The sequence below is a fragment of the Rhodococcus sp. 2H158 genome (assembly GCF_053764755.1).
Genome location: NZ_JBSNCE010000004.1, coordinates 152,607 through 176,728, shown reverse-complemented (window position 1 = coordinate 176,728; position 24,122 = coordinate 152,607). Strand labels below are relative to the sequence as shown.

At 71.2% G+C, this 24,122-nt stretch carries 24 protein-coding genes and 1 riboswitch; of the genes, 7 read left to right on the top strand and 17 right to left on the bottom strand.

The features are described 5' to 3' along the window. Window positions 1-30 precede the first annotated feature (30 nt). The 10 genes from ACWPOB_RS05515 to ACWPOB_RS05470 all read right to left on the bottom strand — a co-directional run bounded on the left by ACWPOB_RS05515 (window position 31) and on the right by ACWPOB_RS05470 (window position 8,980). Window positions 31-768 carry a lysophospholipid acyltransferase family protein gene (locus ACWPOB_RS05515; protein ID WP_100058225.1) on the bottom strand — a complete coding sequence of 246 codons (738 nt, stop codon included), beginning with the start codon at window positions 766-768 and terminating at the stop codon, window positions 31-33. Window positions 769-899: 131 nt separating this feature from the next. Beyond that, entirely contained in the window at window positions 900-1,880 is a 981-nt protein-coding gene (locus tag ACWPOB_RS05510; protein WP_455400157.1) for an ROK family protein, read from the bottom strand. Window positions 1,881-1,894: 14 nt separating this feature from the next. Next, on the bottom strand, window positions 1,895-2,302 hold the full coding sequence (locus ACWPOB_RS05505) for a hypothetical protein (RefSeq protein ID WP_455400156.1): 408 nt from the start codon (window positions 2,300-2,302) through the stop codon (window positions 1,895-1,897). Continuing rightward, window positions 2,299-3,519, bottom strand: coding sequence for an ArsA family ATPase (locus ACWPOB_RS05500; protein ID WP_100058876.1), 1,221 nt, complete (start codon window positions 3,517-3,519; stop codon window positions 2,299-2,301). Before ACWPOB_RS05500 ends, ACWPOB_RS05505 begins: the two co-directional genes overlap by 4 nt. Before the next feature lie 32 nt (window positions 3,520-3,551). Continuing rightward, entirely contained in the window at window positions 3,552-3,989 is a 438-nt protein-coding gene (locus ACWPOB_RS05495; RefSeq protein ID WP_100058875.1) for an SRPBCC family protein, read from the bottom strand. 129 nt (window positions 3,990-4,118) lie between these two features. Beyond that, window positions 4,119-4,517, bottom strand: coding sequence for a polyketide cyclase / dehydrase and lipid transport (locus ACWPOB_RS05490; RefSeq protein WP_455400155.1), 399 nt, complete (start codon window positions 4,515-4,517; stop codon window positions 4,119-4,121). Window positions 4,518-4,594: 77 nt separating this feature from the next. Then, window positions 4,595-5,722 carry a glycosyltransferase family 4 protein gene (locus tag ACWPOB_RS05485; RefSeq protein ID WP_455400154.1) on the bottom strand — a complete coding sequence of 376 codons (1,128 nt, stop codon included), beginning with the start codon at window positions 5,720-5,722 and terminating at the stop codon, window positions 4,595-4,597. Between the two features lie 42 nt (window positions 5,723-5,764). Further along, the gene (locus tag ACWPOB_RS05480) at window positions 5,765-7,093 is read right to left on the bottom strand and encodes a peptidase MA family metallohydrolase (protein ID WP_455400153.1); all 1,329 of its coding nucleotides are present in this window, start codon (window positions 7,091-7,093) and stop codon (window positions 5,765-5,767) included. A gap of 57 nt (window positions 7,094-7,150) precedes the next feature. Continuing rightward, complete coding sequence (locus ACWPOB_RS05475; RefSeq protein WP_455400152.1) at window positions 7,151-8,197, bottom strand: NlpC/P60 family protein; 1,047 nt, start codon at window positions 8,195-8,197, stop codon at window positions 7,151-7,153. A 201-nt stretch (window positions 8,198-8,398) separates the two neighbouring features. Beyond that, entirely contained in the window at window positions 8,399-8,980 is a 582-nt protein-coding gene (locus tag ACWPOB_RS05470) for a C40 family peptidase (protein ID WP_455400151.1), read from the bottom strand. A 14-nt stretch (window positions 8,981-8,994) separates the two neighbouring features. After that, a riboswitch (cyclic di-AMP (ydaO/yuaA leader) is annotated at window positions 8,995-9,160 on the bottom strand. Window positions 9,161-9,612: 452 nt separating this feature from the next. On the opposite strand from ACWPOB_RS05470, the gene ACWPOB_RS05465 reads away from it, so the two are divergent. Both ACWPOB_RS05465 and ACWPOB_RS05460 read left to right on the top strand, forming a co-directional pair. After that, on the top strand, window positions 9,613-11,394 hold the full coding sequence (locus tag ACWPOB_RS05465) for a DEDD exonuclease domain-containing protein (protein WP_455400150.1): 1,782 nt from the start codon (window positions 9,613-9,615) through the stop codon (window positions 11,392-11,394). 41 nt (window positions 11,395-11,435) lie between these two features. Then, entirely contained in the window at window positions 11,436-11,711 is a 276-nt protein-coding gene (locus ACWPOB_RS05460) for an Lrp/AsnC family transcriptional regulator (RefSeq protein WP_100057742.1), read from the top strand. Window positions 11,712-11,738: 27 nt separating this feature from the next. Here the strand turns inward: ACWPOB_RS05460 and trpD are convergent, their stop codons facing one another. After that, a complete protein-coding gene (trpD, locus tag ACWPOB_RS05455; RefSeq protein ID WP_455400149.1) occupies window positions 11,739-12,809 on the bottom strand; it encodes an anthranilate phosphoribosyltransferase in 1,071 nt (356 codons plus the stop codon). A gap of 68 nt (window positions 12,810-12,877) precedes the next feature. Next, window positions 12,878-13,324, bottom strand: coding sequence for a hypothetical protein (locus tag ACWPOB_RS05450; protein WP_100057738.1), 447 nt, complete (start codon window positions 13,322-13,324; stop codon window positions 12,878-12,880). A 137-nt stretch (window positions 13,325-13,461) separates the two neighbouring features. On the opposite strand from ACWPOB_RS05450, the gene ctaE reads away from it, so the two are divergent. The 4 genes from ctaE to qcrB all read left to right on the top strand — a co-directional run bounded on the left by ctaE (window position 13,462) and on the right by qcrB (window position 17,773). After that, a complete protein-coding gene (gene ctaE, locus ACWPOB_RS05445) occupies window positions 13,462-14,073 on the top strand; it encodes an aa3-type cytochrome oxidase subunit III (RefSeq protein WP_006932077.1) in 612 nt (203 codons plus the stop codon). A 63-nt stretch (window positions 14,074-14,136) separates the two neighbouring features. Then, window positions 14,137-15,006 (top strand): cytochrome bc1 complex diheme cytochrome c subunit, encoded by an 870-nt coding sequence (qcrC, locus tag ACWPOB_RS05440; protein WP_377437792.1) that lies wholly within the window; start codon window positions 14,137-14,139, stop codon window positions 15,004-15,006. After that, window positions 15,003-16,130: a cytochrome bc1 complex Rieske iron-sulfur subunit gene (gene qcrA / locus ACWPOB_RS05435; RefSeq protein ID WP_100057740.1), complete on the top strand. Its 1,128-nt coding sequence runs from the start codon at window positions 15,003-15,005 to the stop codon at window positions 16,128-16,130. Before qcrC ends, qcrA begins: the two co-directional genes overlap by 4 nt. Continuing rightward, entirely contained in the window at window positions 16,127-17,773 is a 1,647-nt protein-coding gene (gene qcrB, locus ACWPOB_RS05430) for a cytochrome bc1 complex cytochrome b subunit (protein WP_100057741.1), read from the top strand. The genes qcrA and qcrB overlap by 4 nt, the downstream gene beginning before the upstream one ends. A gap of 194 nt (window positions 17,774-17,967) precedes the next feature. Here qcrB and ACWPOB_RS05425 read toward each other — a convergent pair whose 3' ends face one another. The 3 genes from ACWPOB_RS05425 to ctaC form a co-directional block, all read right to left on the bottom strand. Beyond that, window positions 17,968-18,306 (bottom strand): hypothetical protein, encoded by a 339-nt coding sequence (locus tag ACWPOB_RS05425; RefSeq protein WP_455400148.1) that lies wholly within the window; start codon window positions 18,304-18,306, stop codon window positions 17,968-17,970. A 441-nt stretch (window positions 18,307-18,747) separates the two neighbouring features. Beyond that, complete coding sequence (locus ACWPOB_RS05420) at window positions 18,748-19,164, bottom strand: cytochrome c oxidase subunit 4 (protein ID WP_006940002.1); 417 nt, start codon at window positions 19,162-19,164, stop codon at window positions 18,748-18,750. Between the two features lie 30 nt (window positions 19,165-19,194). Beyond that, entirely contained in the window at window positions 19,195-20,259 is a 1,065-nt protein-coding gene (ctaC, locus tag ACWPOB_RS05415) for an aa3-type cytochrome oxidase subunit II (protein WP_455400147.1), read from the bottom strand. Window positions 20,260-20,531: 272 nt separating this feature from the next. Here ctaC and asnB point away from each other — a divergent pair, with 272 nt between their 5' ends. Further along, complete coding sequence (asnB, locus tag ACWPOB_RS05410; RefSeq protein WP_455400146.1) at window positions 20,532-22,457, top strand: asparagine synthase (glutamine-hydrolyzing); 1,926 nt, start codon at window positions 20,532-20,534, stop codon at window positions 22,455-22,457. Between the two features lie 63 nt (window positions 22,458-22,520). Here the strand turns inward: asnB and ACWPOB_RS05405 are convergent, their stop codons facing one another. Together ACWPOB_RS05405 and ACWPOB_RS05400 are read right to left on the bottom strand one after the other, a co-directional pair. Next, window positions 22,521-23,492, bottom strand: a complete 972-nt coding sequence (locus ACWPOB_RS05405) for a carbohydrate kinase family protein (protein ID WP_455400145.1) — start codon at window positions 23,490-23,492, stop codon at window positions 22,521-22,523. A gap of 137 nt (window positions 23,493-23,629) precedes the next feature. After that, complete coding sequence (locus ACWPOB_RS05400) at window positions 23,630-23,980, bottom strand: HesB/IscA family protein (RefSeq protein WP_029544238.1); 351 nt, start codon at window positions 23,978-23,980, stop codon at window positions 23,630-23,632. Window positions 23,981-24,122 lie beyond the last annotated feature (142 nt).

Below are 24,122 nucleotides of genomic sequence, written 5' to 3'. Positions count from 1 at the left end.
CGGCCGGGCGGGTGTCGCCGGTATCCGGCGTCAGCCGGCCTGCGTGTCGGGCAGGCGATCGGCGTCGGCGGCCGTGGCGGCCGCATCCTCTTCGGCGGGCCGGTTCTTCAGGGAGGCCGCGTAGATGTCGACGTATTGCTGGCCCGACAGGCGCATCAGCGCGTACATCACCTCGTCGGTGACGGTGCGCTCGACGAAACGGTTGCCGCCCATGCCCTCGAAGCGGGCGAAGTCGATCGGTTCACCGATCCGGACCGTCACCTTGGCCGGCTTCCACATCTTCGACCCGATGGGGTTCATCTCGTCGGTGCCGATCATCGCGACCGGGATGACCTTGACGCCCGTCTGCAGGGCCAGCCGGGCGATGCCGGTCTTGCCCTTGTAGAGGCGGCCGTCCGGCGACCGGGTGCCCTCCGGGTAGATGCCGAGCAGCTTTCCCTGGGAGAGGACGCGGACGCCGGCGTTGAGGGCGTCCTGCGCGGCGTCGGCCCCGGTGCGGTCGATCGGGACCTGCCCAGCCGCGGAGAAGAACCAGCGCTGGAACCGGCCCTTGAGTCCGGGGCCGGTGAAGTACTCGCTCTTCGCGAGGAAGGTGATGCGCCGCCGTACCACCAGGGGAAGGAAGAAGGAGTCGAGGACGGCCTTGTGATTACTGGCGAGGATCGCGGGGCCATCGGTCGGGATGTTCTCCGCACCTTCGATTTTCGGCCGCCCCATGGCCCAGAGCAGCGGCCCCAGCAGGACGTACTTGAAAAGCCAATACCACATGGCGTCCTTCCCCGTCTCCGAAACGCACAGGCAGATCGTGCCTGCCGGTCGACTCTACGACGGCGGGGTGTCGCCGTGCACACCGTGGCACGCCGCAGTCCCGCCTCACATCAGTGGACGTGACGAGCATCTCAGCCGCCTGGTCCGTTTCGTCCGGACCCGGACGATTCGCGGGCGATATCGGCCGCGCCCACCAGGCCGGCGGCGTCGCCGAGGTGCGCCGCGCGGACCCGGGCGAGCGGCCGGTGACCACGTCCGGTCAGGGCCGCCGCGTAGTGACCGCGGGCGTCGTCGAGGAACAGAGACGCCGACCCCGACACACCGCCCGCGATCACGACCAGTTCCGGGTCGTAGAGGTCGGCGACCATCGCCAGGCCCAGCCCGAGCCAGCGGGCGAACTCGGCCATCGCCGCGACGGCGAGCGGGTCGCCGTCCTGCGCGGCCCCGGCGATCCGCCGTCCGGTCAGTGCCCCGGGATCCGCCGCGACGTCGCGGGTGAGCTGGGAGGACCGGTCCGGGCCTGCCGCGAGCAATTCGATCGCCGTGTCGACCAGGGCGGTGCCACTGCAGTACCGCTCCCAGCAGCCCCGCTTCCCGCACGCGCAGGGCCGCCCGTCGGGAACCACCTGCAGGTGCCCGAGTTCGGGGGCGATGCCGTGCGCGCCCCGGAACAGCACACCGTCCAGGAGCAGGGCGGCGCCGATGCCGGTGCCGACGGCCACCAGCACGGTCGTGCGGACACCGGCGGCCGCGCCGAACCGGTACTCGGCCCACGCCGCGGCGTTGGCGTCGTGCTCGAGGACCACCGGCAGGCCGAGCCGCGCGCTCATCCGCTCGGCCACGGGCACGTCCGCCCACGGCAGGTGCGGGGCGAAGCGGACCACACGACGGTCGGCGGTGAGGAATCCGGCGACGGCGAGCCCGACGGCGGCGACCTCGTTGCGTCCCGCCAGGAGGGCGACGGTGCGGTCGAGGGCATCCTCGAGGGCGCGGCCCGAGTGCGGGGTCGGCGCCCGGACGGTGTCGACGACGGAACCGGTACCGTCGACCACGGCCGCGCGGATGCTGGTGCCGCCCACGTCGATTCCGATCGTGAGTAGATCCGTGCTCACGGTGTGGGCCCCGATCAGCGCCGGATCGTGACCGAGATCGGCACGAACGCTCCGCTGCGGTCGGGAGTCGGGGGCGGGGTCTGGGGCCCCGGGCCGTCGGGGCCGGCCCCTGGGGGCGGAAGGTACCGGGCGAGCAGGTCCCGCAGCAGGGCGATCAGGGCCGCGATCTGGGTGGCGAGGCGGGTGAGGAGCTCGTGCGGCTCGCCCCGCACCGCGGCCGCGACGGCGCACAGCGGGCACCAGCTGCATCCGCTCGCCGCCGAGGCGGGCGCGGCGGCCGCGTCCTCGGTCGCCGTGTCGGGCGCGGGCCGGGTGGGCGGTGCCGGTTCGGCGAATCGCTGCACCGTCTGCTCGAGCCGGTCGAGGACGGCGTCGGCCAGCGCCCGCAGTTCGGCGACGAGGACGTCGTGATCGGCGCTCACTGCGGCCACACCGCGGGATCGGGACGGAACCGCACCAGCAGGTCGGATCCCTCGAACTCGGCGCCGGAGACGGTGCAGCGCCGCAGACCGGACGCGAGCCGCACCCGGCGACGCATCCCGTCGGCGCCGATCACCAGGTCGTCGTCCACCCGGCCGAGCGTCAGCGATGCCGCGTCCGCCAGCGGCAGATGCATCCGCATCGTGTACACCGCATCCACCCCTGTCCCCGATTCGCGCTGTACCCGTACCGGCCCCCCGCCGGAATCCTCCGGCGTATGCGGCGCCACGCCGTCCGGGTACAGCGACTCCGCAAGCGCCGCCAGAGAGGCCAACCCTACCGGTTCGCTGCACCGCTGCTCGCACTCGACCACGGCGACGTCGCCGAGGGTCGTCGCGATCTCCGCCACGATCCGGCGCTGTCCCCCGCGCTGCCCGGCGAGCCAGGCCGCGGCGGGCCCGGCCTCGTCCGCCGGGAAGTCCGGGACGGTCCGATTGACGAGCACCCGCGCCAGCCGCAGACCGGACAGGGCCGTCCAGGACCGCAGCCGCCGCGCCTCGGCGACGCCGAGTCGATCGGCGGTGGCGACGAGGTGGACCGAGGTGCGGGTGTGGTCGGCGAGCAGGTCCCGCACGGTCGCGGTGTGGTCGACGACGCGGTCGACGAGCGCCACGACCAGGGCCAGACGCGGGTCGGCCCCCGTCGCCGCGACGATGCGGCTGTGCCGGGGCCAGATCCGCTCGATGTACTCCGACACCGTCGCCGGCGCGGCGAGCGTGCGGAAGGCGTCCGCGGACGCGGGGAGGTCGACGATCACCGCGCCCCAGCGTCCCGTGTCGGCCAGGCGGGCGACCTCGCCGAGGGCGAGGATCTCCTGCACGCCGGGCAGCCCGGTGACTTCCTCGGGTGCCGGGATGCCGAACCGGTCGCCGTGCTCGTGGGCGCCGCCGGCGGCGGCGAGGGCGGCCAGGAGTGCGAAGCGCTGCTCGAGCAGGGCGAGCGAATCGATCTCCAGCGCGTCGAGGCCGTCCGTGACCGTCACGACGCGCGCGTCGACGGATCCCGTCGTCGCCGGGTCGACGGCGAACACCTCCGTCAGCGAGTGCGCCTGATCGAGCGAGACCACGAGCGTGCGAATTCCGGAACGGGCCGACGCGAGGGCGGTCGCCGCCGCGAGGGTCGTCTTCCCGGCGCCCCCCTTGCCGACGAACAGCTGCACGGCGGCGGGCCCGGGCCGCCCGGCGGGCCCGCTCAGCCTTCCACCCGCTTCTTGAGTTCCTTCAGCGCGGTGTCGGTGATTACCTTCTCGGCCTTGCGCTTGAACAGTCCGATCATCGGGATGGTCAGGTCCACCGTCAGCTCGTAGTACACGGTGGTGCCGCCCTCCGGCCCTTCGGTCAGGATGTAGGAGCCGAACTGTGCCTTCTGGATCTCGCCCACGACGAGCTCCCAGCTGACCGACCGGCCGTCCGGGGCCCACTGGTAGACCAGCTCGTACGTGTCGCGCACCACCCCTGCGTCGAGCACGAACCGGACCCGCTCCGCGCGTCCCCCGGACTCGACGGCGAGCACTTCCACGGACTTCGCCGCCGAAACCCAGGCGGGGTACGCGTCGAAGTCGGCGATCACGGCCATCACCCGATCGGACGGAGCATCGATGGTGATCGACCTCTTGGTCTTCTCGGCCATGCGACGAACGCTTCCTTTCCCTCTGTCCCCGCCGTCCGTCCCACCGGTCGGCACACGCGGGAACCGTTGTCTATCACACCGTAGTAGTTCCGGGGAGGGCTCGTCGCCTGCAGGTGCACGGCCGTCGGATCAGGGATTTCCGTCCCGGGGCGGTTCACCGGCGGCGCGGCCCGCGTCCAGTCGCCGTTTGACGTCGAAGGTCATGGCCTTCCCTGCGACGCGACGCCGGTGGTTCATCGTGGCGAGGTCGAGTTCGCCCACCCGCTCCGGCGGTACCCCGGTCGGTTCGCAGTGCAGGAAGTAGTGCACGATCGCGCCGTCGAGCATCGGCTCGAGCCAGACCTCCATCGTGCCGTTCAGCGCGCCGGCGACCGACCACCGGATGCCCTTGTCGGCCCGGTCCTCGCGGACCGTCAGAGCCAGGTCGGGCCACCACGAACGCCAGCGGCGGGGCTCGGCGATCTCGGCCGCGATCCGCCGCGGCGCCGCGGCGACGAAGGTCTGATCGGCCACCTGAATGCTGCTCACGGGGAAAGCTTCACACACCGCCGGTTCCGGCTCGTCCAGGGGGCCGGGTCGGTCGGGCGCGAGGGCCGGTCGGGGCGTCAGGCCAGCAGGCGCCGCAGTTTCGCACCGAGCACGTCCCACCGCCATTCGGCGCCGACCCAGGCGCGTCCCGCCGCGCCCATCGCCGCCGCCCGGTCGCGGTCGGCGAGGATGTCGGCGACCGCGCCCGCGACCGCCGCGACCGACGTGCCGTCGACGACGACCCCGGTCTCCCCTTCGCGTACGGTCTCCGGCGCACCGCCGGACCGGCCCGCCACCACGGGCACCCCGGTGGCGGACGCCTCGAGGTAGACGATCCCGAGACCCTCGACGTCGAGGCCGGCGCCGCGCGTACGGCACGGCATCGCGAACACGTCCGCGATGGTGTGGTGGGCGGGGAGTTCGGCAGCCGGCACCCCGCCGGTGATCACGACGTGGTCTTCGACCCCGACCGCGCGGACCAGTTCCCGGAGGCGGTCCTGGTACGGGCCGCCGCCGACGATCACGAGCACCGCCCCGTCGATGCGACGGCGGATCTCCGGCAGCGCACGGATGAGCATGTCCTGGCCCTTGCGGGGCACGAGCCGGGACAGGCACAGCACGGTGGGCCGGTCGCCCAGCCCGTACCGGGCGCGCAGTTCCGCGCGAGCGGCGGGGTCCGGCCGGAACACCTCGGTGTCCACGCCGGACGGCAGATGCTCGAGACCCGCGCCGGGCCCGAACGCCGAGGCGAATCGACCGCGGGTGTATCGGCTGACGTACGTGACGGCGTCGGTGTGGTCACCGATGCGGCGCAGCGCGTGCCGTCCGGCGGGCACCATCGACCAGCCCACCTCGTGCCCGTGAGTGCTGGCCAGGACCCGGCGGGCACCGGCACGGCGCAGCACGGGCGCGAGCAGGGCGAGCGGCGCTGCGGCGCCGAACCACACGTTCTCGCAGGCTCGGTCGGTCATCAGCCGGGTGGCCCGCCGTGCCACTGCGGGGGTCGGCAGCATCAGGGTGGTGGGGTGGCGGACAATTTCGAAGGGTTGCCGGGCGTCGAACTTCACGTGGCTGTCGCCGCGCCATCGCGGGGCGTACACGACGAGTTCGTCCGGGGGCAACTGGGACGCGAACGCCTGCAGGTAGGACTGGATCCCCCCGGGCCGGGGCGGAAAGTCGTTGGTGACCAGCAGCGTTCGGGGCATGCGCTCACCGTAGGCGGTGCCGCGGCGGGCGCGGACGCCGGGTCAGCCGACGCGGGCCGGCACCTGCGCCTCGAGCCAGGTCCGCCATCGGGCGACGAGTTGCTCCGCATCCGCGCCGAGCACGTCGCCGAGCGCGGCGTCGAGTTCCGCGGCGTCGACGGGCCCGGTGGCCAGCCGCCGGTACAGGGCGGTGAGACGATCGCCGCCGAACTCCCCGGCGACGAACGTCGCGATCGACCACGCGCTCTCGTACGCCAGACGCGCACCGTCGCCGGCGAAATCGGCGTCCGCAGGCAGCGCGGTGGGCGCCCCGCGCTCGGCGACGGCGGCGGCGAGGGTGGGCGCGATCGCGCCGAGGGCACCGTCGGCGTTGCGGTAGCCCACGTAGTCGGCGTAACCCTCGAGGATCCACAGCGGCGACCCGTCGACCGTGTCGGTGCGGGCCGCGACGTGGGTGAGTTCGTGGCGCAGGATCGCCCGCAGGCCCGCCGCGTCCAGCCGCTGCCCGGCGGCGGGGCTGAAGACGATGCGCTGGCCGGTGGTCTCGCCGCGCTCGTGGTCGACAGCGTCGGACACGGCGACGGCGGCGATCTCCGCGCCGTTGTAGCGGCTGCCGACCTGGGCGGTGAACTCGTCGTGCGAGGCGGTGACGAGCACGAGGGCGCGGCGGGGCCACTCGGTTCCCCACGCGGCGTCCACGGCCTCGACCGCGGCCTCGAGTTCGCCGGCGATGTCCGAGACGAGGGACGAGTGCTCGGGGTGCCCGACGACGAGGGACCGCCCCCCGGCCCCGGTGTCCACGGCCCGGACCAGCAGCGGACCGTAGTCCCACGGCCCCCGCCAGGTGGTGGTCTCCGCGCCCGGCAACGGGCGGTCGTCGACGAGGCGCCACTGCTCACCCCGGCGGGCGAGGAGCAGCGTGACGGGCTTGCGCGTCGGTTCGTCGTCGATGCCCTCGACGGCATAGCGCAGCAGGACGGTGTGGGCGCGGGCCTCGTCGGCGCCGAGGCGGGCCCCGACGTCGTCGGTCACGTCGGTCCCGGGGTCCTGGCCGAGCTCGTAACCGAAGTCCGCCAGCGGCAACGCGGCGAGGGCCTCGGCGCGCCGCACCTCCGCGTCGAGCAACCCCGGGCGGGCCTGCGGGTCCACGAGGGCCGCCAACGCCGCCCGGTCGGCGGAGCGCACGGCCCGGGACCAGGTGTCGAGCAGCCCCTGCACGGCCGTGCGCGACGCCGGTTCGGCCGGCTCGTCGTCGGGCGTGAACGCGAGCGTGAGGCCGACGGCCACGACCGCGACGATCAGTCCGGCAACGCCGAGCCGTTCCCACCGGCGGCTGCCGGGGGGACGGCGGAACGAATCGGGCGCGGGCACGGCGGCCAGTGTAGGTCGCGCTCACACCGGCGCCGTGGGGTGGCGGCACGACGGACGTCAGTACCGGCGGGCGTTGTGGAACGGCATCCTGTCCATCGGGGCGACCTTGACGGGCACTCCGTACGTGGAGGCGTGCAGGACGTTGCCGTTGCCCGCGTACAGCCCCACGTGCGAGGCGTCGTCGTAGAAGGTCACGACGTCGCCGGGCTGGAGCTGGTCGCGCGGGACGGGGGTGCCGCCCTGGGCCTGGGCCTGGCTCGAGCGCGGCAGGTTCTTGCCGATCTGTTTGTAGGCCCACACCACGAGGCCGGAGCAGTCGAACGCGGAGGGGCCGGTGGCGCCCCAGCTGTACGGGCTGCCGATCCGGGTCATGCCGGCCTGCAGGGCACCGCTGCCGCTACCGGGGGCGAGGCCCGACAGGATCTTCTCGGCGTCGAATCCCGGCGGGAACGGCGCGCCGGCCAGCGTGGCCTTCTCCTCGGCACTCAGGTCGGCGAAGGCGGCGAGCACCTCGTCGATCTGGGCCTCGAGCTCACTCTGCTGCCGCTGCAGATCGTCGCGCACGACTTGCGCCTGCTCGGCGGCGGCACGCGCCTCGTCGACCGAGCGCTGGGACGCCAGCGCCGCCTCCGCGGCGGCCGACGACGCGGTGCGGAATCCCGCGACCTGGTCGGCGGTCTCCTGGGCGATGACGTCGAGCGCCGACATCTGGTCGAGCAGCTGCTGGGGCGAGTCGCTGACCATCAGGGCGAACAGCCGGTTGGTGCGGGCACCGCGGTAATTGGCGACGGCGAGCTTGTCCACCGTCGGCCGGAAGACCGCGAGCTCTGCTTCCGCGGCGGCCAGCGCCTCGCGGTCGCGGGCCAGCGCCGCATCGGCGGCGCGCTGGGCCTCGACCTTCGCGTCGAGGTCGATTCCGGCGTTGTGCAGCGCCTCGGTGGTCTGCTCGGACTTGCGCGACAGCTCGGCGAGCCGCTCCAGGGCGACGGTGGGGCTCTCCCCCACCGGGTCGGCTCCGGCCGGGGCGGCCGCGAACGCCACCGTCAGCAGCACCCCGATTGCCACCAGCGCCCGAAGCGACCGTTTCGTCCTGTCCACCACCACGGGACCAGGTCCTTTCGTTCGACGTTGCGCACCCGTTACCCGAAAAATCTCGATCAGGTTACGGAAGGGCATTGGTTCGTGTCTACCCACCGGTAGGTCACGCAGCGCCGGGTAGCAAATCCCGGAAAACCGTTGGGGGCGGGCCGGCATCGACCGGTCCGCCCCCGCTGCGCCACTGCGTGGCAGTCGTCGAGTCGTCGCTCAGTAGCGACGGGCCCCGTCGACCGGCATCGAGTTCACCGGAGCGACCTTCACGGGCTGACCCGAGGTCGACGCGTGGATGACGTTGCCGTTGCCGATGTAGATGCCGGAGTGGCTGCCGCCGTAGAAGGACACGACGTCGCCGGGCTGCAGCGCCGAGACGTCCACGGCGCGACCGGCGGCGGCCTGCTCGTAGCTGGTGCGCGGCAGGTTCAGGCCGGCCTGCTTGTAGGCCCACTGCACCAGGCCGGAGCAGTCGAAGGCGTCCGGGCCGGCGGCGCCGTAGACGTACGGGGCGCCGAGCTTGGCGTGGGCGGCGTCCACGGCGCGCTGTGCGGCCGAGGTGACCGGCGCACTGAAGGGCGCGGCCGGCGCCGGCGCGGCACCCTGCGGGGCCGGCGGGACGAGGTTGGTGACCTCCGGCGGGAGAGTCACGCCGGCCGGCAGCTCGAACGAGCCGACGCCGGGAATGGTGATCGGTTCCGCGAGGGCGGGACCCGCCGAGACAGTGACCGCGCCGAGAGCGAGGGCACCGGCGACGACGGCGCGCCGCACGGTGCGCTTGGAAATCTGAGACGCCACGAGGGGGTTGCTCCATTTCTTCCGTTCGTCCGCCGACCGAGTTAGCTGACGGGTTCGGGCTGGGAAGATCAGCCCTACCCCTCGTTCCGCTGGCGCGGTCGGAGGGGATTCACCCCAGAGGACAGTGGGTCCCCGGCTCGGGCACCCGCTGCGGGTGCGCCGATTAGGCGGTGACCGAGCGGCGTCTCCCCTCTGGTGGTTCGACATCCTCACCGCTTGGTCTCGAAAAGATTACGAAATCGCATCGGAGGATGTCGACCGTCCGCGCCGCGAACGCCGCAGATTGCCGGATATGCCCGATTCGGGGCCGATGGCCCGGCCCGTTCGATCACGGAAACATAACGGTCGGTTCGGGACGCGACGGGCCCGCGGCCGCTCCGGGCACCTCCGGCGGCCTGCGCCCGGAACCCGTCGCGTTGCCGCAGGTCGGACCGGCGATCGCGAGCGCAGCGAGGACCCGAGGCGCCGCCGACCGAGGCGGCACATCCCCTCGGCTCGCGGTATCGATACCCTCTCGCGTCGCCGCCCACACCCGCACGGCCGACAGAAGGTGTGATCCTCGTCTCCCCGGACCGTTCCGGGTGTCTCCGCCCCGCCCCCGGGGTGTCGGACCCGCCCCCTACCCTGGCGTCGTGACCGTGCCCCACCGAACCGAGCCCGCCGTCGGGGTGCAGCTCGGTTTCGACGAACTGGACACGCCGCTGCGGGAGACCACCTTCGTCGTCGTCGATCTCGAGACCACCGGCGGCAGTTCCACGGACGACGCGATCACGGAGATCGGGGCGGTCAAGATCCGCGGTGGCGAGGTGCTCGGCGAGTTCGCCACGCTCGTCGACCCGGGCCGGTCGATCCCCCCGAACATCGTGCAGCTCACCGGCATCACGACCGCCATGGTCCGTGCCGCGCCCCGAATCGGGCAGGTCCTGCCGTCGTTCCTCGAGTTCGCCGCCGGATCCGTACTCGTCGCGCACAACGCGGGCTTCGACGTGGGCTTCCTGCGGGCCGCGGCGTCCCGGTCCGAGGTCGCGTGGCCCCGATTCCAGGTGCTGTGCACGGTCAAGCTCGCGCGCCGCGTCCTCGGCCGGGACGAGGCACCGTCCGTGCGGCTGTCCGCGCTCGCCGAGCTGTTCCGGGTGTCCACCACGCCCACGCACCGCGCCCTCGACGACGCCCGGGCAACCGTCGACGTCCTGCACGCGCTCATCGACCGCGTCGGCAACCAAGGGGTCCACAGCCTCACCGAACTGCGGGACTATCTGCCGGCCGTCACCGCCGAGCAACGCGCCAAACGGTCCCTCGCGGCGCACCTGCCGCGGCGGCCCGGCGTGTACCTGTTCCGCGGGCCCTCGGACGAGGTGCTGTACATCGGTACCGCGGTCGACCTGCGCCGCCGCGTGCGCAACTACTTCACCGGTTCGGAGACCCGGCCCCGCCTGAAGGAGATGGTGGCACTCACCACCCGGATCGATCACGTGGAGTGCGCCCATGCCCTCGAGGCCGGGGTGCGGGAGCTGCGGCTGCTCGCCGCGCACGCCCCGCCCTACAACCGTCGCTCCAAGTTCCCCACCCGGGGCTGGTGGATCGCCCTCACAGACGAGGCGTTCCCCCGGCTGTCCGTCGTCCGCACACCCACCACGGCGTCCCCGCCCCCGACGTGCGGCGGCACGACCGACGCCGTCGGCCCGTTCTCGTCGCGGGCCGACGCCGTCGCCGTCGCCACCACCGTCGCCGAGTTCTGCCTGCTGCGGACCTGCACCCGCCGCATCCCCCGCACGAAACGGCACGGCGAGCACTGCCCTCCGGAGGCCGTGGGGGCCTGCGCCGCCGCCGCGGCCGGGCTGCAGACCCCCGTCGAGTACGCGCGGCAGGTGGACCTCGCCCGGGCGCTGCTGCGCGGGGAGGACGACGCGCCGCTGCATCGGATGCGCGAGCGCATCGAACATCTCGGCGCCGCCGAACTGTTCGAGAGCGCGGCCCGGCTGCGGGACCGGGCGGCCGACGCCGTGTTCGCGCTGCGCCGGACGCAGCGCCTGGCCGCCCTCGCGGCGGTGGACGAGCTGATCGCCGCCCGCCGACGCGCCGAAGGGGGCTGGGAGTTCGCGGTGATCCGGGCCGGCCGGCTCGCGGCAGCGGGAGTCGCTCCACGCGGCGTCCCGCCGATGCCCGTCGTCGACGCGATCGCCGCCGCGGCCGAGACCGTGCGCCCGACGACCGCGCCGCTGCGGGGTGCGCTCGTCGAGGAACTGGGGCTGCTGGCCCGCTGGCTCCACGACGACGGAGTCCGCATCGTCCGGACCACCCAGGGCTGGTCCGAGCCGCTCCACGGCGCCGGGGCGTGGGCGCAGTGGGGTGAGCTCGCCCGAACGGCACGCGCCGGGGCCGAGCCGGTCACGATCGCGCACCCCCTACGCTGAGGGCTCGTCCGCAGGTCCGTCCCCGGAAGCCGAGGAGAGCAATGATCCACGCCATCGTCCTGATCCACGCCGACGCCCACCGCATCCCGGAGACCGCCCAGGCGGTCGCGGACCTGGCCGGCGTCGACAAGGTGTACTCGTGCGCCGGCGACATCGACCTGATCGCGGTGCTGCGGGTGCGCGACCACGAGGAGATCGCCGAGGTGGTCACCCGCGGGATCAACAAGCTCGACGGCGTGACCAGGACGGCGACTCACATCGCCTTCCAGTCGTACTCGAGCGCCGACGTCGAGGCCGGGTTCTCGATCGGCGAATAGGACGGACGCCCCGGCCCGTCGTCGCGCTCAGCCCGCGGCGGCGAGCCGGTTGGTCACCTCGACCCAGCGAGCGAGCACCGCAGCCGCCGCGCCCGAGTCCAGCGCCTCGGCTGCCGTCTGCATCCCCGCCGCCAGGGCACTGGCGAGCGATCCCTCGAACCCCCGGAAGGCGGCGATCGCCCCGGCGGCGTTCAGCAGGACCGCGTCGCGTACCGGCCCGTGCTCCCCTGCGAGCACCGCCCGCGCGATCGCGGCGTTCTCGGCGGCGTCGCCGCCGCGCAGCGCGTCGAGCGGCACCCGGGCGACGCCGAGGTCGGTGGGGTCCAGGCTCACGGTGCTCACGCTGCCGTCCCGGACGACGTACACCGTCGACGTCGTGGAGGTGGTCAGTTCGTCCAGCCCGTCGTCGCCCCGCACGACGAGCGCCGAGTTGCCCCGCTCGGCGAGGACACCGGCGACCGTGCCGATCAGCTCCGGGAAGGCACATCCGATCAGGCCGGCGCGGGGCCGGGCCGGGTTGGTCAGCGGCCCGAGCACGTTGAACACCGTCGGGATACCCATCTCCTTACGCGGTGCGGCGGCGAACCGGAGCGCCGGGTGGTAGACGGGGGCGAAACAGAACCCGATGCCGGCCTCGGCGACCGACTCCGCGACGGCCTCGGGACCGAGGCTGATGTGCACGCCGAGCGCCTCGAGCACGTCCGCGCCGCCGCTCTTCGACGAGGCCGCCCGGTTGCCGTGCTTGACGACGCGGATGCCGCACGCGGCCACCACCAGCGACGCCATGGTGGAGATGTTGACCGTGTTCGCCCGGTCCCCGCCGGTGCCCACGATGTCGACGACGTCGTCGTCCACCGGCACCAGCCGGGCGTGGCCCAGCATCGAGTCGGCGAGACCGAGCAGCTCCTCGGGCGTCTCCCCCTTCATCTTCAGCGCGACGCCGAACGCGGCGATCTGCGCGGCCGTGGCGTTGTCGGACATGATCTCGTCCATCGCCCACTGGGCCTCCGCACGCGCGAGGTCGCGTCCGGCGGTGAGCGCACCGAGAACCGCCGGCCAGCTCCGGGCCACCGCATCCGCCTGTCGTCCAGCGTTCATCGCACCTGCCCTCGCCGCATCTCGCTCCTCGGTGCGCCGCCGTCGTCGGCGGCGCATGCCGGAAGAGCTTAGCCAGCGCCGATCTCCGGCTGCAGGGCGTCCCACCCGAGCGCGGTACCGCCGAGCCGTTGCGCCAGACCGGCCATCCGCGACCGCTCCTGCGAACAGTGCAGCGCATCGAGCACCTGCACCCGCTGCAACAGCACGGCCTCGAGGCCGGGCCCGGCCGGGTTCGTCGGCTGCGCCGGGGTGTACCCGTCCTGCGCGGCCAGGGCGATCGCCCGCTCCACGGAATCGGCCGGCAGCTCGAGGTGGTGCCGCAGGACGGCCTCCGCCTCCGGCGACCAGGCCGGTTCGGTCGCCGCGCCCCGCTCGAGGGCGGTCGAACAGGCCTCGACGTCGTCGAAGGACGAGACCACCACCGCGAGGTCCGGCCGCGCCGGATCCAGGGGCTCCGGACGCCTGCGCGAGAACGCTCGCCGGACCCGGCCCCACACCCCTCCGCCACTGCTCATCGCACCACGATCCCACGCGCCACGGGCGGTGCACGACCGCCCCCGGAAAGTGCGACCGCACGCCGCCCACCAGCGAAGACGCGCCGATTTCGGCCCCGATTGCCCACGAGTTACTACGAGCAGTCATACTTGCGATCGTGACGAGCGCAGTAGGGACTTCAGGAACTGCAATCACCCAGCGCGTGCACTCGCTGAACCGGCCCAATCTGGTCAGCGTCGGCACCATCGTGTGGTTGTCCAGTGAGCTCATGTTTTTCGCAGGGCTCTTCGCCATGTACTTCGTGGCGCGGGCGCAGGCCGACGGCAACTGGCCGCCGGAGCCTGTCCATCTCAATCTGGCGTTGGCGGTGCCGGTCACCCTCGTGCTGATCGCCTCCTCCTTCACCTGCCAGATGGGTGTGTTCGCCGCCGAACGCGGCGACGTGTTCGGCCTCCGGCGGTGGTACATCATCACCCTCGCCATGGGCACGTTCTTCGTGCTCGGCCAGGGCTTCGAGTACACCCAGCTGGTCGGCGAGGGCGTGACGATCTCCAGCATGGTGTGGGGTTCGGTCTTCTACATCACGACCGGCTTCCACGGCCTGCACGTCATCGGCGGCCTCGTCGCCTTCGTGTTCCTCCTCGTGCGCACGAGGGTCAGCAAGTTCACGCCGGCGCAGGCCACCGCGGCGATCGTCGTCTCCTACTACTGGCACTTCGTCGACATCGTGTGGATCGCGCTGTTTGCCACGATTTATTTCATCCGTTAGCCAGCTGAACGCCCAGGCAGCCCCCTGACGTCCAGTCCGTCCCGACATACCAAAGGGATACAGATGAGTTCATCCCCACCTCTCGCTTCCGAGGGTGACATGCCCGGTCAGTCCGCGGCCGCGTCCGCCAAGTCCCGCCGTCAGCGCAAGCTGCGCCGCCGCGTCACCGGTGCGCTGGTGCTCGCCCTCGGCCTGCTCAGCGCCGGCTTCCTCGCCTCCGCGCTGACTCCCGCGCCGCAGGTGGCGACGGCGAACGAGGACCAGTCGGCCCTGATCCGCGAAGGCAAGCAGCTCTACGAGACCTCCTGCGTCACGTGCCACGGCGCCAACCTGCAGGGTGTGCAGGACCGCGGCCCCAGCCTGATCGGTGTCGGCGAGGCGGCCGTGTACTTCCAGGTCTCCACCGGCCGCATGCCGATGATGCGCAACGAGGCCCAGGCCGTGCGCAAGACGCCGAAGTTCGACGCGGCCCAGACGGACGCCCTCGGCGCCTACATCCAGGCCAACGGCGGCGGCCCGACGCTCATCCGTGACGAGAACGGTGAGATCGCCCAGTCCTCGCTGCGCGGCGACGACGTTGCCCGCGGCAGCGAGCTGTTCCGCCAGAACTGCGCCTCGTGCCACAACTTCACCGGCCGTGGCGGCGCGCTGTCGTCCGGCAAGTTCGCGCCGGCACTGGATCCGGCGAACGAGCAGCAGATCTACACGGCGATGCTGACCGGCCCGCAGAACATGCCCAAGTTCTCCGATCGTCAGCTCACGCTGGAGGAGAAGGAGGACATCATCGCCTACGTCAAGGCGTCCGGCGAGACGAACAGCCCCGGCGGATACGGCCTGGGCGGTTTCGGCCCCGCCTCCGAGGGCCCGGCGATGTGGGTGGTCGGGATCGTCGCCGTCGTCGGTGCGGCACTGTGGATCGGAGCAAGGTCATGAGTGGCGGCGAAACGCCGAACAAGCACACGATCGAGAACCTCGATCAGATGAGCCGCGACGATCTCGTCGCGCTCGGCACCAACCTCGACGGCGTGGACGTGGCGTTCCGCAAGGACCGCTGGCCCGTCGCGGGCACGCGCGCCGAGAAGCGCGCGGAACGGAACGTCGCCTTCTGGTTCGGGCTGGCGGGTGTGTCGGCTCTCGCGTTCATCGCGGTCTTCATCTTCTGGCCGTGGGAGTACCAGGGCCCCGGTGAGGACAACTACACGCTGTACAACCTGTACACGCCGCTGCTGGGCCTGACCCTGGGTCTGGCCATCCTCGGCGTCGGCGTCGGCGCGGTCCAGTTCACCAAGAAGTTCATCCCGGAGGAGGTGTCGATCCAGGATCGGCACGACGGAGTCTCCTCGGAGGTCGATCGGCGGACGATCGTCGCCGAGCTCTCCGACTCGCTGGACACCTCCACGCTGCCGCGTCGCAAGCTGATCAAGCGCACGGCGCTGTTCGGTGGCGGCGCGCTCGGCCTCGGCCTGATCATGCCGCTCGGCGGCCTGATCAAGAACCCCTGGGCCGAGGGCGACGAGTCGCCGCTGTGGGTCTCGGGCTGGACCCCCCGGTACCCGGGCGAGACGATCTACCTGCGCCGCGACACCGGACGCCCGAACGACATCGTCCTGGTCCGCCCGGAGGACCTCGATGCCGGCGGTATGGAGACCGTGTTCCCCTTCCGCGAGTCGGACCGCGGTGACGAGCACGCCCTCCTCGAGGGCCTGCGCGGCATCCGCAACGCCGTCATGCTGATCCGTCTCCGCACCGAGGACACGGCGAAGGCGATCAAGCGCAAGGGCCAGGAGAGCTTCAACTACGGCGACTACTTCGCCTACTCGAAGATCTGTACCCATCTGGGCTGCCCGACGTCGTTGTACGAACAGCAGACCAACCGCATCCTGTGCCCCTGCCACCAGTCGCAGTTCAATGCCCTGGAGTACGGCAAGCCCCTGTTCGGTCCTGCTGCTCGCGCACTGCCGCAGTTGCCTATTACAGTGAACGAAGAGGGCTTCCTCGTCGCCAACGGTGACTTCATCGAGGCTCTCGGTCCGGCATTTTGGGAGCGTCGCCCGTGAGTACTGCAACACCATCCCGCGCCGCCCACGCGGCGGAGAACATCGACTCGCGCTATCACCCGGCGGCCGGGCTGCGGCGTCAGATCAACAAGGTGTTCCCCACCCACTGGTCCTTCCTCCTGGGTGAGATCGCCCTGTACAGCTTCGTGATCCTGTTGATCTCGGGCGTGTACCTGACGCTGTTCTTCGATCCGTCCCTCGCGCACGTCACCTACGACGGCGCCTACACCCCGCTGCGCGGCGTCACGATGTCGCGTGCGTACGAGACGACCCTGGATATCTCCTTCGAGGTGCGCGGCGGTCTGTTCGTCCGGCAGATCCACCACTGGGCTGCGCTGATGTTCGCCGCGTCGATCATCGTGCACCTGCTGCGCGTGTTCTTCACCGGTGCGTTCCGCCGTCCGCGTGAAGCGAACTGGGTGATCGGCTCGCTGCTGCTGATCCTGGCGATGTTCGAGGGCTTCTTCGGCTACTCGCTGCCCGACGACCTGCTTTCCGGCACCGGCCTGCGCGCCGCGCTGTCCGGCATCACCATCAGCATCCCGGTGATCGGCACCTGGATGCACTGGCTGATCTTCGGCGGCGACTTCCCCGGCATGCTCATCATCCCGCGCCTGTACGTCGCGCACGTGCTGCTGATTCCGGGCATCATCCTCGCCCTGATCGCAGCCCACCTGGCCCTGGTCTGGTACCAGAAGCACACCCAGTTCCCCGGCCCCGGCCGTACCGAGCAGAACGTCGTCGGTGTCCGGATCCTGCCGGTGTTCGCGGTCAAGTCCGGTGCGTTCTTCGCCATCACCTTCGCAGTGCTGGCGCTGATGAGCGGTCTGCTGCAGATCAACCCGGTCTGGAACATCGGCCCGTACAACCCGTCGCAGGTGTCCGCCGGCTCGCAGCCCGACATCTACATGATGTGGACGGACGGCCTGGCCCGTATCTGGCCGGCGTGGGAGATCTACCTGTTCGGCCGCTACACGATCCCCGCGGTGTTCTGGATCGCAGTGATCATGGGCCTGGTCTTCACGGTGCTCATCGCCTACCCGTGGATCGAGAAGAAGTTCACCAAGGACGATGCGCACCACAACCTGCTGCAGCGTCCGCGGGACGTGCCGGTCCGGACCGCGATCGGCGCGATGGCTCTGACGTTCTACGCCATCGCGACCATCATGTGCATCAACGACATCATCGCCTACAAGTTCGACATCTCGCTGAACGCGATGACGTGGATCGGCCGCATCGGCATCCTGCTCGGCCCGCCGCTCGCCTACTACCTGACCTACCGGTTCTGCCTGGGCCTGCAGCGCAGCGACCGCCAGGTGCTCGAGCACGGCATCGAGACGGGCATCGTCCGTCGCCTGCCGCACGGCGAGTACATCGAGATCCACCAGCCGCTCGGCCCGGTGGACGAGCACGGTCACCCGATTCCGCTCGAGTACCAGGGTGCTCCGGTGCCGAAGCGGATGAACAAGCTCGGCACCGCCGGCAAGCCCGGCGCGGGCAGCTGGTGGAGCGCGGACCCGGCCGAGGAGGCGACGGCACTCGAGGCCGCGCACCACGAGGCCGAGGTCGAGCAGCGCGCCATCCTGAGCGAGTACCAGACGCGCGTCCACGGCACCACGGACGGCGACGGCAAGGCGCACTGACGGTCGCTCGAGTCCGAAACCACGGGAGGGGCCCCGAACCGGAAACGGTTCGGGGCCCCTCCCGTTTCTCCGTGGTCCTCTGCGGTTTCGTTCCCCTGCGGCCTCCGGTCCGAGCGGGCGACCGGAGCCGGTCCCCGCACCCCACCCCTCCCCCACTGCGACGGACGGCAGGGAACCCCGAGCGGACCGTCGGCTCACCGGCCCTCGGACGGGCCGGGCGTGTCGTGGTACGCGAGTGGTGCGAGCGCGGCACCGCATCGGCGTCGGCCCGGGGCGCGCAGTGTCCTGCCGCCGCGTTCCGCGCAGTGTCCTGCCGCCGCGTTCCGACGGACCACCCGGGTTCGGTTCCGACCCGCGGCGCGGTACCACTCCACCGCCGGCACGACGGCGAGCGCCGCCTCGACGGGGTCCCCGCCGTAGTACATCAGCAGCGCGCCCGCCTGTAGATCCGCCGTGGCCATGCCGGGCGGTGGGTGGGCGTGAAGGCTCTTGGCCAGGATCGCGGGTGCAGCTCCGGCGAGGAACAGGATCACCGCCCGTATCCGAGACCGTAGCGGTGCCGGACGGGGTCGACCTGGCAGATTGCGAGTGCGCCATCGTCAGCGGCACCCGTCGCGCGGGGTCCGGCCGCAGACCTTGCCGCGCTCGGAACTGGCGGTCGACGTACTGCACGAAGCGGTGCACGCCCTCGTCACCGGTGCGGTCGCGGACGTTCCGGCGGCCCGGCGGGGCCTCGGTCCGGGACAGCGGCACGCCGCGCAACTGCCCGGTCGGCACCCCGGCGTCGATCCCTTTCCCCACGACCGGGCCATGGGACGATTCCCCCGGTGGCACCCCGGCGGGCCGTGATGCGAACCGCCGGGCGCGGCGAGAACGACCCGATGCTCCCCCGACCGGGCACGGAAACGGCCGCGGGGCGGCCTCACCGTGTGGTGAGGCCGCCCCGCGGCATCGGATCTACGCGCTGTGTGCGCTCAGTGCTTCTCGGGTCCGACGTGGTACTCGAACACCAGGCCGGCCGCAGCAGCGAGGATCAGGATCACGGCGAGAACGATCAGCCACGGCTGGAAGAACGCCAGCGCGATGGCGGCGAAGGCAGCCGCCCCGGCCAGCAGGATCGGCCAGTAGCTACCCGCGCTGAAGAAGCCCAGGTCGCCTGCGCCGTCGCTGATCTCGGCCTCCTCGTAGTCCTCCGGGCGGGTGTCGAGGCGACGGGCCACGAACCGGAAGTAGGTGCCGACGATGAGCGTCAGGCCGGCGGAGAGCACGATCGCCGTCAGGCCGGCCCACTCGATGCCCGTGCGGGACAGGCCGGTGAACACTCCGTACACGATGGCGACGAGCACGAAGAACACCGTCACGACTTCGAAGAGCTTGGCTTCGATCTTCATATCAGCTTGTCCTTGGTCGGAGGTTTACCGTCAGTTGCCCGCGGTGACGACACCACTGGCCGCGCGATCGGTGCGGTCGGTCTTGAACGGGGTGGTGGACGTCGCGACCGGGGACTCGCCGATGCGCTCGAGCGCCTGCGCGTTGGTCAGGCCCTGGCCACCGTCGTCGCGGGGCTTGCGGAGCTCGATGTACTCCGCGAACCGCTCCGGGCTCACCGCGCGGACCTCGAAGTTCATCATCGCGTGGTAGGTGCCGCACATCTCGGCGCAGCGGCCGACGAACGCGCCTTCCTCCTGGATCTCGGAGATCTGGAAGACCGGATCGGAGCTGTTGTTCAGCGGGTTCGGGTTGACGTCACGCTTGAACAGGAACTCCGGCACCCAGAAGGAGTGGATCACGTCGGACGAGGCGAGCACGAACTCGATCCGGCGATCGGTCGGCAGGACGAGGACAGGGATCTCGTTGCTGGTGCCGATCGTCTCGATCTTGTTGTAGTGCAGGTACGACAGGTCCTCGGTCTCCTGGCCGTGGATCGGGGCCGGGATCTCGTGCTCGCCGCCGGCATGCTCCTCGGTGTCGCCCTCGACCGCGGCCTGCGCGATCTCGTCCGTCCCCTCGTAGCGCGCCGTGCCCTCACCGAGGTCGACGGTGCGGTAGCCGAACTTCCAGTTCCACTGGAACGCCGTGACGTCGACGACGACGTTCGGGTTGTCCTCCTTCTCGAGGACGTAGTTCTGCACCACCACGGTGAAGTAGAACAGCACCGCGATGATGACGAACGGGACCGCCGTGTACAGCAGCTCGAGCGGCACGTTGTAGGCCGTCTGCCGCGGGAACTCCGGCGAGTCCTTCTTCTTGCGGTGGAAGATGACCACCCAGAAGGTCAGGCCCCACACCAGTACACCCATGACGAGGGCGGCGACGACCGACCACGTCCACAGTTCACGCATACGCTCGGCCTGCGGGGTAATCCCCTCCGGCCAGCCGAAACGCAGGACTTCCTCGCTGCTACATCCCGTCAGCAGCACGGCTGCAATACCGAGAGATACTGCCAGCCCGAACCGCCGAAGGATCCGACCTTGCGCCACGTTCACGCCTTCCTGATCGCCGCAATTCCACTAGGGCACACCCGGAGGGCAGACCCAATTACTACGCAGCGTAGACCAAACCCGGCCGCGATCCATCCCCGGGGCGCACACAACGTGTCGCGTCGTCGCGTGCCCGCTGCTCACGCCCCGGGTCGACGCCGGCCACCGGCTGCCGCGACCCCCGGGCTGCGGCATACTGCCATGCAGACCGTCGGTCCCTGCTGCGGCAACATCCCGGGGGCCGAATCCATCCCAACCGGAATGAGGTATCGGACGCCGTGTGCGGACTGCTCGGGTTACTGACCACTGACGGCACCAGCGACGACGCCGTCGCCAGGGTCGACTCCGCGATGCACTGCCTGCGCCACCGCGGACCGGACGAGCACGGCACCTGGCACGACGGCGACCTGGTCTACGGGTTCAACCGGCTGTCGATCATCGACATCGCGCACTCGCACCAGCCGCTGCGGTGGGGCCCGCCGGAGTTCCCGCAGCGCTACGCCCTGACCTTCAACGGTGAGATCTACAACTACGTGGAGCTGCGGGCCGAGCTGGCGGAGAAGTACGGGGCGCAGTTCGCCACCGAGGGGGACAGCGAGACCATCGTCGCCGCGTACCACCACTGGGGCACGGAGGCGGTGCGACGGTTGCGGGGCATGTTCGCGTTCGCGATCTGGGACACCGAGACGCGCGAGCTGTTCCTCGCCCGCGACCCGTTCGGCATCAAGCCGCTGTTCCTCGCCACGGGCACCGGCGGCACCGCCTTCGGCAGCGAGAAGAAGAGCCTGCTCGAGCTGGCCGATCTGATCGGGATCGGCACCGAACTCGACCCCCGGGCCGTCGAGCACTACACGGTGCTGCAGTACGTTCCCGAGCCGGAGACCCTGCACAAGGAGATCCGGCGGCTCGAGTCCGGCTGCTACGCCCGGGTGCGCCCGGGGGGCCGGCCGGAGATCACGCGTTACTTCGAGCCGACGTTCCCTGTCCGGCCCTTTGCCGCGGGCCGCGGGCGCGACCGGTACCGGGAGATCGCCGAGGCGCTTGAGGACTCCGTTGCCAAGCACATGCGTGCCGACGTGACGGTCGGGTCGTTCCTGTCCGGCGGCATCGACTCCACGGCGGTCGCGGCGCTCGCGATGCGGCACAATCCGAACCTGATCACGTTCACCACCGGGTTCGAGCGCGAGGGCTACTCGGAGGTCGACGTGGCGGCCGAGTCCGCCGCCGCGATCGGCGCCCGCCACGTCGTCAAGGTCGTCTCCCCCGCCGAGTTCGCCGCGGCGATCCCCGAGATCGTGTGGTATCTGGACGACCCCGTCGCCGATCCCGCGCTGGTGCCCCTGTGGTTCGTCGCCAAGGAGGCCCGCAAGCACGTGAAGGTGGTGCTCTCCGGGGAGGGCGCCGACGAGTTGTTCGGCGGCTACACCATCTACCGCGAGCCGCTGTCGCTGAAGCCGTTCGAGTACCTGCCGAAGCCGTTGCGGCGCGCGGCCGGGAAGCTGTCGGAGCGCATCCCGGAGGGCACCCGCGGCAAGAGCCTGCTGCATCGCGGGTCGATGAACCTCGAGGAGCGGTACTACGGCAACGCCCGCAGCTTCAACGACGCGCAGCTGCGGGCGGTGCTGCGCGACTTCCGTCCGGAATGGACGCATCAGGACGTCACCGCGCCGATCTACGCCCGCTCCGCCGGCTGGGATCCCGTCGCGCGGATGCAGCACCTCGACCTGTTCACGTGGCTGCGCGGCGACATCCTCGTCAAGGCCGACAAGATGACGATGGCGAACTCGCTGGAACTGCGGGTGCCGTTCCTGGATCCCGAGGTCTTCCGCGTCGCCTCGCAGGTGCCGCTGGATCAGAAGATCACGAAGAACACCACCAAGTACGCGCTGCGCCAGGCCCTCGAGGGCATCGTCCCGCCGCACGTGCTGCACCGCGCGAAGCTCGGCTTCCCCGTGCCGCTGCGGCACTGGCTGCGCGGCCCGGAGCTGTTCGAGTGGGCCCGCGCCGTGATCGCCGAGTCGGGCACCGAGCACCTGCTGGACAAGGCGGCCGTCGGCCGGATGCTCGACGAGCACCGCGAGGGCCGCGTCGATCACAGCCGCCGGCTGTGGACGGTGCTGGTGTTCATGATCTGGCACGGCATCTTCGTCGAGCAGCGCATCGTGCCGGACATCCAGGAGCCGGCCTACCCCGTCGAGGTGTAGGGCCGCTGCGCGGCCGGTGTGTCCTTTGGGCGGTGGGAACCGCCCAAAGGACACACCGGCCGGTCACGGCAGGATCGCGGCGATCTCGTCCGCGGCCGTCTGCCCGTACGCGACCGCCAGCCGCTTGACCGCGTCGGGGCGGTCGAAGGTCCATTCCTGGGTGCCGGTCGTCTCGAGCACGAGCACCGCGACGAGCGAGCCGAGCTGGGCGGCACGCTCGAGGCTGAGGCCCGCGCGGTGTCCCAGCAGGAAGCCCGCCCGGAACGCGTCGCCGACGCCGGTGGGATCCACCTTGGCCCGCTCGGGCACGACCCCGACGTGAATCCGGCGGCCGTCCCGTTCGACGATCTCGACGCCGTGGCCGCCGAGTGTGGTGACGCGCAGGCCGACCATTGCGCGGATCTGCTCCTCGGACAGGCCGGTCTTCTGCTGCAGCAGTCCCCACTCGTACTCGTTGGTGAACAGGTAGGCGGCACCGTCGATCAGCCGGGCCGCCTCGTCGCCGCTGAGACGGGCGAGCTGCTGGGACGGGTCGGCCGCGAACGGCATGCCGAGCTGCCGGCACTCGTCGGTGTGCCGGGCCATCGCCTCCGGGTCGTTGGCGCCGATCAGGACCAGGTCGACTCCGTGCGCCCCGGTCACGTCGGCGAGGGAAATGTCCCGGGCCTCGGACATCGCGCCGGGGTAGAACGAGGCGATCTGTGCCATCGCCTCGTCGGTCGTGCACACGAAGCGCGCGGTGTGCGCGGTCTGCGACACGTGCACGGGGTCGCAGTTGACGCCGTTGCCCTCGAGCCACGCACGGTACTCGGCGAAGTCGGCGCCGACCGCCCCGACGAGCACCGGCGACCCGCCGAGCACGCCCATCGCGTAGGCGATGTTGCCGCCCACGCCGCCGCGACGGACCACCAGGTCGTCGACCAGGAAGCTGAGCGAGATGTGGCTGAGCTGGTCTGCGACGAGCTGCTCGGCGAAGCGTCCGGGGAAACGCATGAGGTGGTCGGTGGCGATGGAACCGGTCACGGCGATGGTCACGTGGCTGGGCCTTTCAGCGAAGGACTGGGACCGATCTCACGCTACCCGCACCCACCCGCACAGCACTGCGGCCCCGACGCGAGTGCGCGTCGGGGCCGCAGTGCGGACCGCGCCCTTCGGACACGGGCGGACTTACGTCAGTTGAACGAATCGCCGCAGGCGCAGGAGCCGGTGGCGTTCGGGTTGTCGATCGTGAAGCCCTGCTTCTCGATCGTGTCGACGAAGTCGATCGACGCGCCTTCGACGTAGGGGGCGCTCATGCGGTCGACGGCGAGGATGACGCCGCCGAAGTCGCGGGTGAGGTCACCGTCGAGCGTCCGGTCGTCGAAGAACAGCTGGTAGCGAAGGCCCGCACACCCACCCGGCTGCACGGCGATGCGCAGCGAGAGGTCGTCGCGGCCCTCCTGGTCGAGCAGCGCCTTCGCCTTGGCGGAGGCGGCCTCGGTCATGGTGACGCCGTGAGTGGCGGTCTCTTCCTGCACAGTCATGGGCGCTCCCTAGTCTTTCGTGTTCAAACCCGGTTGCCTCAACGGTACCGCGCGCGCATCTATTCCTCATGCGCGCCTCGGACCGCACGCGGGCCTGACCGGGGGCGATTTTCCGGCCGGGACGGTTTTCCCATAGCCTGGA